Below are 8,360 nucleotides of genomic sequence, written 5' to 3' on the forward strand. Positions count from 1 at the left end.
AGCACCAGACCCCCGAACAAACCTTCGGAGCATTCGCCTCGTACATCACCGGACGCACCTTCGACTACGACTTCGAACACCTCCCCAAACCCCAACCAGAAACCGATCTTGTTTCATGACGGCCATACATGTTCGATTCCGTACCGGATTATATGCCTCAATGGAGCCCCACCTATTCAGGTGGGGAAACTGCGACGAAGTGCCCGGCCTGCTGCTGCCCGTCACGCCTCAATGGAGCCCCACCTATTCAGGTGGGGAAACCTTTCCCCCGCGAATCCATCGGCCAGGTGCCCCGGAAGCCTCAATGGAGCCCCACCTATTCAGGTGGGGAAACGCGCCCACATCTACGGCCACTGGGGCAACGCATCCCAAGCCTCAATGGAGCCCCACCTATTCAGGTGGGGAAACCGCGACGTCCTCGACCAGGGCGCCCCCCTGTGCGGCATGCCTCAATGGAGCCCCACCTATTCAGGTGGGGAAACCTGTTGGTGATGAACTTCGCCCAGCTCCAATGGCTGACGCCTCAATGGAGCCCCACCTATTCAGGTGGGGAAACAAGGAGGTTGAAGCACACGACGCGACCCTATACCGGCCTCAATGGAGCCCCACCTATTCAGGTGGGGAAACGTCGTGCCGTCAGGGACGGCGCGGACAAGGTGTGCAGGCCTCAATGGAGCCCCACCTATTCAGGTGGGGAAACGTGTTGCAAACGTCGGCTTCGGAGGACACCGACGTGCCTCAATGGAGCCCCACCTATTCAGGTGGGGAAACTTGACATCCGCGAGGCGATGGAGCGTATCCAGACGCTGCCTCAATGGAGCCCCACCTATTCAGGTGGGGAAACGATTCACCGTCCCTCCAACTCGTCGGAGATGTACATGCCTCAATGGAGCCCCACCTATTCAGGTGGGGAAACGTGCTCGCGCAGCTGCGCGTAGCCACGATCAGGGAGCCTCAATGGAGCCCCACCTATTCAGGTGGGGAAACACACGATCACCGGGCTCCTGACAAGCGCCGGAATGGCCTCAATGGAGCCCCACCTATTCAGGTGGGGAAACCTGACTTGCTGAGAATCTAGGCTACTGCGTGGTAGGCCTCAATGGAGCCCCACCTATTCAGGTGGGGAAACGCAGACGCCGAAACTTATCGCATCTCCTTCGACATGCCTCAATGGAGCCCCACCTATTCAGGTGGGGAAACGGCTGCCAGATTTTGTAGGGGCTGACAAGCGGCGATGCTTCGTGTTGCGAGTGCTCCTCCGTTCTTGTCAGGATCGTAAGGCGTCTCTATGGTCTTGTCAACATGAACATGGCTCTGACAAGGGTGCGAGCGCTCACGCGGGGCGGCGGCGGGACACCAGCTCTCGCACCGGCCCCCACGTCGACATCATCCTACATGGAGATGGCTTCTCGATGCGGTCCCATGGCCGTCACGCTCTCCTGAGCCGGGTCAACGGCAACTACTGCTTCTCTCCTCATCGAAGGAAACCAGTCCGCGGCGAGCACCACCTCTGGCGCCATGCACTGAACATGTCAATGGTTTCGTCGGGCGGTGGGGAGTATCGAGACGGTAGTGGACGGCAACTGTCCATCAGCGGGCTGTTGCTGATGTCATCGCCGCCTCGTCCGGGAATGTTTCATCGGTTCGCGAGTTCGTGTGGGATTCTCGGCGCTCTGGTCTAGGAAGGGCGCACCCGGATCTTCACGTCCCCCATGATGCTCGAGCCCTTGACGAGGATCATCGGGGCGCCGGGTGCGGGCTGGAGCGTCCCCTTGATCTTGAAGTCGCTCATGATGTGGCTGCTCTCGTCGATGACGTTGATTCCGGCGGGCACGTACACCTTCACGTCACCCATGATGATGCTCACGTCGAGCTCCACGACCGGGTGGGTGAAGACCGCCTCGGTCATGTCGATCTTGGCCTCACCCATGAGCACCGAGACGTGCAGCTTCTCCGGCACCATCCAGGCGCCCGTGCGGCGGGTGCTGCCCAGCGTCGCCCGGATCGCCCCCGAGCCGGCTGGTGCTGCGGGCAGCGCGGCCTGGGCGACGCGGGCCGGCGTGAGGTCCTCGACCAGGGCGAGCAGATCGCCGACGGTCTTCGCCGACAGGGCCCGGTCCGAGCGTTCGGAGTGCTCCGCAAGATCGAGCCGGCCCTCGGCGTGCGCCCGGGCCAGCAATTCGGTGACGGCGCCACGATCCGCGTCGCTGACACGCAGCGCACTGACCGGGACAAGCTCATTCACGCCCTACAGCCTAACGGTGCCCTCGGCACGTGCCTCACTGTGCCGTCCGCCCGTCCGTAGGGCGGACGGCACCGCGTCTCATTCGACGACGATCTCGCGGTCGTCGCCCGGCCGCAGCACGAACTCGACCTCGCCCCAGGCCGGGACGAACCGGCCATCGCGTTCGGTGTGGACGCGCACCTGCTCGGGGTCGGCGTCGACGCTCCAGCGCAGCCACAGTCCCTCGCCGTCGCGGTATGCCTCGCTGATGCCGTCGTCCTCGAACAGGAAGCCACTGGCCGCCACGACACGTTCGGGCAGGTAGAGGACGACCCGCCGTCCGGTCGCCTCCAGCGAGGCCGTCGTGATGATGTCGGCCTCGGCCGGGAGCTCGGCCAGGGGGATGCCCGCGCCGGCGCGCACGAACAGCGGCAGGCGCCCCAGCGGCGCGTCGACGGTGACCGTCTGCCCGCCGTCGTGGTGGATCCCGGTGTCGAACTCGAACCAGCCGTCGGGCACATCGGGCAGGCGCACGGTGCGGGTCGTGGCGCCCTCCTCGACGACACTGGCGACGAGCAGGTCACGGCCCAGCAGGAAGTCGTCGTTCTCGACGAACAGGGACTCGTCGGACTCGTCCGCGTAGAAGGTCGGGGCGATGATCGGTTCGCGGCGCTGGGAGCCCAGGTAGAGGGCCGTGTACAGGTACGGCATGAGCCGGTAGCGCAGCTCGATGGCCTCGCGGATCAGGCCGGTGACCTCCGGGTACATCCACGGCTCGTTGACCGAGCCGTCGTCGTGCCAGGAATGGATCGTGAAGCGCGGGTGCATGACACCGTTCTGCACCCACCGGACGAACAACTCCGGTGAGGGGCGGGCGGCCCCGGAGAAGCCGCCGACGTCGTGGCCGACGTTGAACACGCCGCTCATCGACATGCCGGTGCCCATCCGGGTGTTGTACTTCAGCGTCTTCCAGCTCGTGTAGTTGTCGCCGCTCCAGGTCTGGACGTAGCGCTGCATGCCGAGCATGCCCGAACGCGAGATGAGATAGGGGCGTTCGGCGGGGGCGAACTCGCGCTGCGCCTCGGCCGAGGCGCGCATCATGAGCAGGCTCTGGACGGGGCGGATGAGGGCCAGCGGCACCTTCGTGCCGAAGCCCTCGCAGATCGCGCGGTCGTCCCAGACCTCGTACTCGTTGTTGTCGTTCCAGGTCGAGCCGATGCCCATCTCGAGCAGCTTGGTGCGAACGTTGTCCTTCCACCAGTCCCGCCCGGCCGGCGAGGTGAAGTCGACGTGTGCGCCACGGTCACCCCAGAACAGGCTCAGCTCGGGCTCCCCGGTCTCCTCGTCCGCGACGAAGACGCCCTGCGATGCGGCCTCCTCGAACATCGGGTGATCGATGAGCAGGGCCGGTTTGATGTTGGCCGCCAAGTGGAGGCCCTTGTCCGCGTAGGCCTGCGCGGTGCGCCTGGGGTCGGGGAACTTGTCCCGGTTCCAGTTGAAGACGTAGCGCTTCGGGCCGATGCTCGTGTAGCCGCTGGACATCTGGAAGGAGTCACAGGGGATCTTGTGCTCGCCCAGCAGGTCGAGGAACTCCACGAGCTTGTCGGCGGCATCCGGGGCGTCGGTGTAGTGCATCGTCGAGCCGGAGTAGCCGAGGGCCCAGCGCGGCAGGAAGGCGTTGTCGCCGGTCAGCCGGACGATGGACCGGGTCAGGTCGGCCAGCTGCCGCCCGAACATGACGTAGTAGTCGATGTCGCCGCCATCGGCCGTCCAGCTGATGAAGGGGCGGTGGTAGTTGTCCTTGACGCGGCCCATGTCGAGCACGGCGGCGCTCTGGTTGTCGTAGAGGACGCCGACCGCGCCGACCCCGGCCCGGCGGGTCATGATGAACGGCACGTGCTTGTACAGCGGGTCGGTCTCGACGGCGTCGTAGCCCATCGCGTCCAGGCAGCGCATGTCGTAGCGCGAACCGGTGCGCTCCAGGTCCCCGCCCTTCTCACCGAGCCCGTAGTAGTGGTCCTCCGGCTCGCGCATGATGTAGTGGGCGACCCGCCCGGTCACGGGGTTGATCTCGTAGCCGCCGGTGCGCCGGTCCTCGGTGATGGTCGTCCACCCGTCGTCGACGCGGATCTGCCAGCAGACGCGCAGGGGGATGTCCTGGATGACGGCCCGCAGGTCGCCGCTTGTGACGATGATGCGGTGCTGGCCCGGGCGGGGCCGGTCGAAGATCGCCATCTCGTCGGTGGCGTTCTTTCCCATGCCTGTTGCGTCCGACCCGGCGGTCTCCAACTCGACCTCCTCGACGGTGACCGGCGGGCAGGCGAAGCCGCTCAGGTCCGAGCGGTCCCGCCCACTCCACGGCACGTCCTCGGCCGGGGTCAGAAGGTGGTCGGGATCGAGGCCGGTACGTTCGTCGACGCCCTGGCCGGGGGTGATCGTCCAGGTGCTGGCGACGGCCGGGCCTCCGGAGGGCAGGACGCGCACCCGGGCGAGGTCGTTGTCGAGGACGTCGAGGTGCAGCGTGAAGCCACCGGTGATCTCGGCGCGCAAGCCAGTCGCGGTCTGGGTGAAGCTGGTGATCTGGTCGAGTGTTCTCATGCTCGGTGGATTCTCCTCGTCGAGGTCGTACGCGCACATGCCCGGCGGCCAGCGGCCCCACCGGGCGGGACGCTGTTGTCCTGCCGAAGCAGCCCGGTCGGGTGGTTCCTCCTACTCTGTCGGGAACCGACGCGCCATGCTGTGCGTTGCCGGCTGTTGCCAGGCGCTTGTCCAAAGTTGCCAATAGGGGCAGGTGCGCCTGGTGGGTCAGGGCCCTGGTCAGCCCTGGTTCGTCCAGGCGCGCCAGAGCTCCTGGTCGAGGCCGGGCACGTCGCGGCTGGTGGTGTCGAAGACGCGGCCGATCCGCTGCGGATCGGTGAAGGCCGGCCAGCCCGGGTCAGCGGTGGCGGCGAACCGCACCCAGGCGTCGGCCATCTCGGTGGCCAGGCGCTGGGGCGGGTTCGGGCCCGTCATCTGGCGGTGCGCGGGGCTGTCGAGGTTGTCCCACACGAACGGGAACTCGCTCATGTGGCAGGCCTGGGCGCGGCCGTCGTTGGCGCGTGAGGCGTAGTCGAAGCGGTACAGCCAGGTGGGGCGCCCGTCCCCGGCGAGCTGGTCGACGGCCGTCATCGTCGGCCCGGTGAAGGTCGTCCAGGACAGGTGCTGGGCCATCGCCATGCCGGGCTCGTGGATGCGAGCGCGCTCCAGCAGCATCGTGCGCAGCGGCTCGACCGCACCATGGGAGGCCATCAGATAGCCGGCCAGGGTCTCCTCGGTGGCGGTGGACATCATGTCGGGCGTGATGAGGAACAGATTGCCCTCGTCACGGTTGGTGCCCCAGATGGTCGGGCGTACGGGCCGGGCGAGCATCGCCGTGTCGAGGTCCTCCGGGACGATCTCGCCGTCGACCCACGGTCCGAGCGCGAGCATGTCCCACCGGTCGGTGTGGTTCTCGGCCAGCGCGGGCAGGGCGGTGTCGAGCAGTGTCTTCTGGTCGACGGCGGCGATCGCCTCGGCCGTCGGTTCGGTCCCCAGCGCGGCGGCGATCCGGCGTGCCCGGTCTGCTGCCAGCTCGGGGCTGTCGGCCATCGGGGACGAGCCGGACTGGACGATCGCGCGGTGGAAGAGGCCGTCGGCCGCCGGGCTGGCCAGCAGCAGGGCGATGCTCATGCCGCCGGCCGATTCGCCGTGCACCATGACGCGGTCGGGATCGCCGCCGAAGCGGGCGATGTTCTCCTGCACCCAGGTCAGGGCGGCGATCTGGTCCCGCAGACCGCGGTTGGTGGCGGCCCCCTCGAAGGCGCCGAAGCCCTCGGTGCCGGTGCGGTAGTGGATCGAGACGTAGACCGCGCCGCGCTCGGCCAGGTGGTGGCCGTCGTAGGCGGGCAGGCCGCCGTTTCCGGTGAGGAAGGCGCCGCCGTGGATGTAGACGAGCACGGGCAGGTTGTCGCCGGCCTCGCCGGGGGTCCAGATGTTGAGGTTGAGCGTCTCGTCGCCGGGACGCCAGCCCGGGCTCATGATGGCGCGGTAGTTGAAGCCGTGGCCGCGGAACAGCGGCTCGATCTGGTAGGTGCTGGGGCCGAATGTCGTCGCGTCGCGTTCGCCGTCCCACGGCACGACCGGCTGGGGCGCCTTGAAGCGGTTGGCGCCGTAGGGGGCGGCCGCGTACGGGATGCCCCGGAAGACCTTCATGCCGTCGTTGTCGACGAAGCCGACGACCCGTCCGCCGGTGACATCGGCGAGGACGCTTCCGTAGGGCGTGATCTGCATTGACCCCTCCTGTTGGGTTCGGGCGCGGCCACATCGCCGGCCGGGGGCTCCATCGTCGCCGACGAACCGGGAGCAAGGGGGGTCCTGCCGTTTGTTGGCGTCCGGGTCCATGGGATCCGCCACGTCCTGCGTTCTTCGTGGGGTGACGCACGAAGAACGCAGGACGTGAGGGAAGAGGAGAGGACGCTCAGAAACCGACCGAGGCCACCGTCTCGCGGATCCGCTCGGCGGAGGCGTGCAGCAGGCTCACCTCGTCTGCGCTCATCGGGGCCTCGACGACACGGTCGACGCCGTGCTTGCTCACCAGGGTGGGCAGGCTGAGGGCGACGCCGGAGATGTCGTAGTAGCCGTCCAGGACGCTCGAGACCGGCAGCACGCTGCGCGTCGGGGACAGCAGGGCCTCGACGAGCCGGGCGCCGGCGAGGCCGATCGCGTAGTTCGTCGCGCCCTTGCCCTCGATGACCTCGTAGGCGGCGAAGGCCGCCTCGTGCGCCAGCTCGTCGAGCACCTGCTGGGTGAAGACGCGCTCGCCGGCCACCGTCCAGTCCCGGATCGGCACCGACGAGATCGTGGCGCTCGACCACAGCGGGAACTCCGAGTCGCCGTGCTCGCCGACGATCATCGAGTGCACGTTCGGCTGGGCCACCTGGGCCCTGCGGGCGATGAGATAGCGCAGCCGCGAGGTGTCCAGCAGCGTGCCGGTGGACAGCACCTGCGCGGTCGGCAGGCCGGAGACCTTCTGCGCGACGACGGTGAGCACGTCGCAGGGGTTCGTGACGAGCACGTAGAGCGCCTCGGGTGCCTGCTCGACGAGCTGGGGCATCATCGAGGCGAGGATCTTCGCGTTCGTGGCTGCCAGGTCGAGCCGGGTCTGGCCGGGTTTCTGCTTCGCGCCGGCGGTCATGATGACGATGGACGAGTCCTTGACCACCGAGATGTCATCCCCGCCCATGACGACCGAGTTCGTGAACTGGGTGCCGTGCGCGAGGTCCTTGACCTCGGCGTCGACCTTCTTGGTGGCGATGTCGTACAGGGCGACGACCTGGGCCGAGTCGCGGATGAGGGCGGCGTAGGCGAGTGAGGTGCCGACCGCACCGGCGCCGACGATGGACAGCTTCGAGGGATGACGCGTGGACGTTCGCATGGTGCCACGGTATGCGGTGCCGCACCGGAACGGAAACAGATGCGCTGCGGGAAGAGGTGGCGCTCTCACTGTGGGGACGCGATAACGAGCTTCCATGGCTCTGCGCTCAGAGGTGAGGGCATGTGGAGTTTGACCGTGGGCACGGAGCAAGATGACCGAGCCCTGTCTCCCCTCTTTCCGAGGAGGCCTGCGGGCGCTCGTGGCCAGAGTCCATCAGTGCAGTGAGCCGGCGAGTATCACGAAGGCCTTATCCACTAGCGCTGCGGCGGCTGGAAGCTATTTCCCTGGAAGCTATTTCCTGGGGCGGCGGAGCGGCTCGCGTTCGGACTTTCACGAGAGGGCGGGATGGAATCTCTCCATCGTTCACGCGGCGGGCCCGGACGCCATGGCCCACGACGCAAGCTCAAGGAGACGACGAGGGGCCCCGGCTCCGCTGCGGGTCGGCATGATGCCGGCCGGGGCCCGCTCATCGCGTAGAAGCGATGACCATGAGTCACCGTTGATTGAGGCTTATTCGCAGCCTCAATGAATCACGCCATGAGGGTTATTCAAAACTTTTGGTTTGTGGGGTGATCTTGGGGTCTGTTCTACCGGTGTTGGCGTGTCTGGGTGAAAGGTGAGGACCTGCCGTTGAGACAATTGGGTGGTCGAATACAACAATCTCAGAACGGGTCCTCGCGTGTA

The 8,360-nt window shown here is 66.9% G+C and carries 4 protein-coding genes and 1 CRISPR repeat array; all 4 genes read right to left on the reverse strand.

Going from position 1 to position 8,360, the window contains the following annotated elements:
• Positions 1-154 precede the first annotated feature (154 nt).
• Positions 155-1,200: a CRISPR direct-repeat array (repeat unit 36 nt; unit sequence GCCTCAATGGAGCCCCACCTATTCAGGTGGGGAAAC).
• Between the two features lie 478 nt (positions 1,201-1,678).
• The 4 genes from D9T14_RS12870 to D9T14_RS12885 all read right to left on the reverse strand — a co-directional run bounded on the left by D9T14_RS12870 (position 1,679) and on the right by D9T14_RS12885 (position 7,676).
• Positions 1,679-2,245 (reverse strand): DUF1707 SHOCT-like domain-containing protein, encoded by a 567-nt coding sequence (locus D9T14_RS12870; RefSeq protein ID WP_119162911.1) that lies wholly within the window; start codon positions 2,243-2,245, stop codon positions 1,679-1,681.
• Positions 2,246-2,323: 78 nt separating this feature from the next.
• Entirely contained in the window at positions 2,324-4,822 is a 2,499-nt protein-coding gene (locus tag D9T14_RS12875; protein ID WP_119162912.1) for a glycoside hydrolase family 31 protein, read from the reverse strand.
• Positions 4,823-5,041: 219 nt separating this feature from the next.
• Positions 5,042-6,532, reverse strand: a complete 1,491-nt coding sequence (locus tag D9T14_RS12880) for a carboxylesterase/lipase family protein (RefSeq protein WP_170175779.1) — start codon at positions 6,530-6,532, stop codon at positions 5,042-5,044.
• 187 nt (positions 6,533-6,719) lie between these two features.
• A complete protein-coding gene (locus D9T14_RS12885) occupies positions 6,720-7,676 on the reverse strand; it encodes an L-lactate dehydrogenase (protein WP_119162909.1) in 957 nt (318 codons plus the stop codon).
• Positions 7,677-8,360: the final 684 nt, after the last annotated feature.

This window comes from Propionibacterium australiense (assembly GCF_003666605.1).
Lineage (GTDB): Bacteria > Actinomycetota > Actinomycetes > Propionibacteriales > Propionibacteriaceae > Propionibacterium > Propionibacterium australiense.

What these genes read in the sequence shown, in the direction of transcription:
- D9T14_RS12875 (WP_119162912.1), bottom strand. Translation starts at nt 4,822, where the DNA reads ATGAGAACACTCGACCAGATCACCAGCTTCACCCAGACCGCGACTGGC.
- D9T14_RS12880 (WP_170175779.1), bottom strand. Translation starts at nt 6,532, where the DNA reads ATGCAGATCACGCCCTACGGAAGCGTCCTCGCCGATGTCACCGGCGGA.
- D9T14_RS12885 (WP_119162909.1), bottom strand. Translation starts at nt 7,676, where the DNA reads ATGCGAACGTCCACGCGTCATCCCTCGAAGCTGTCCATCGTCGGCGCC.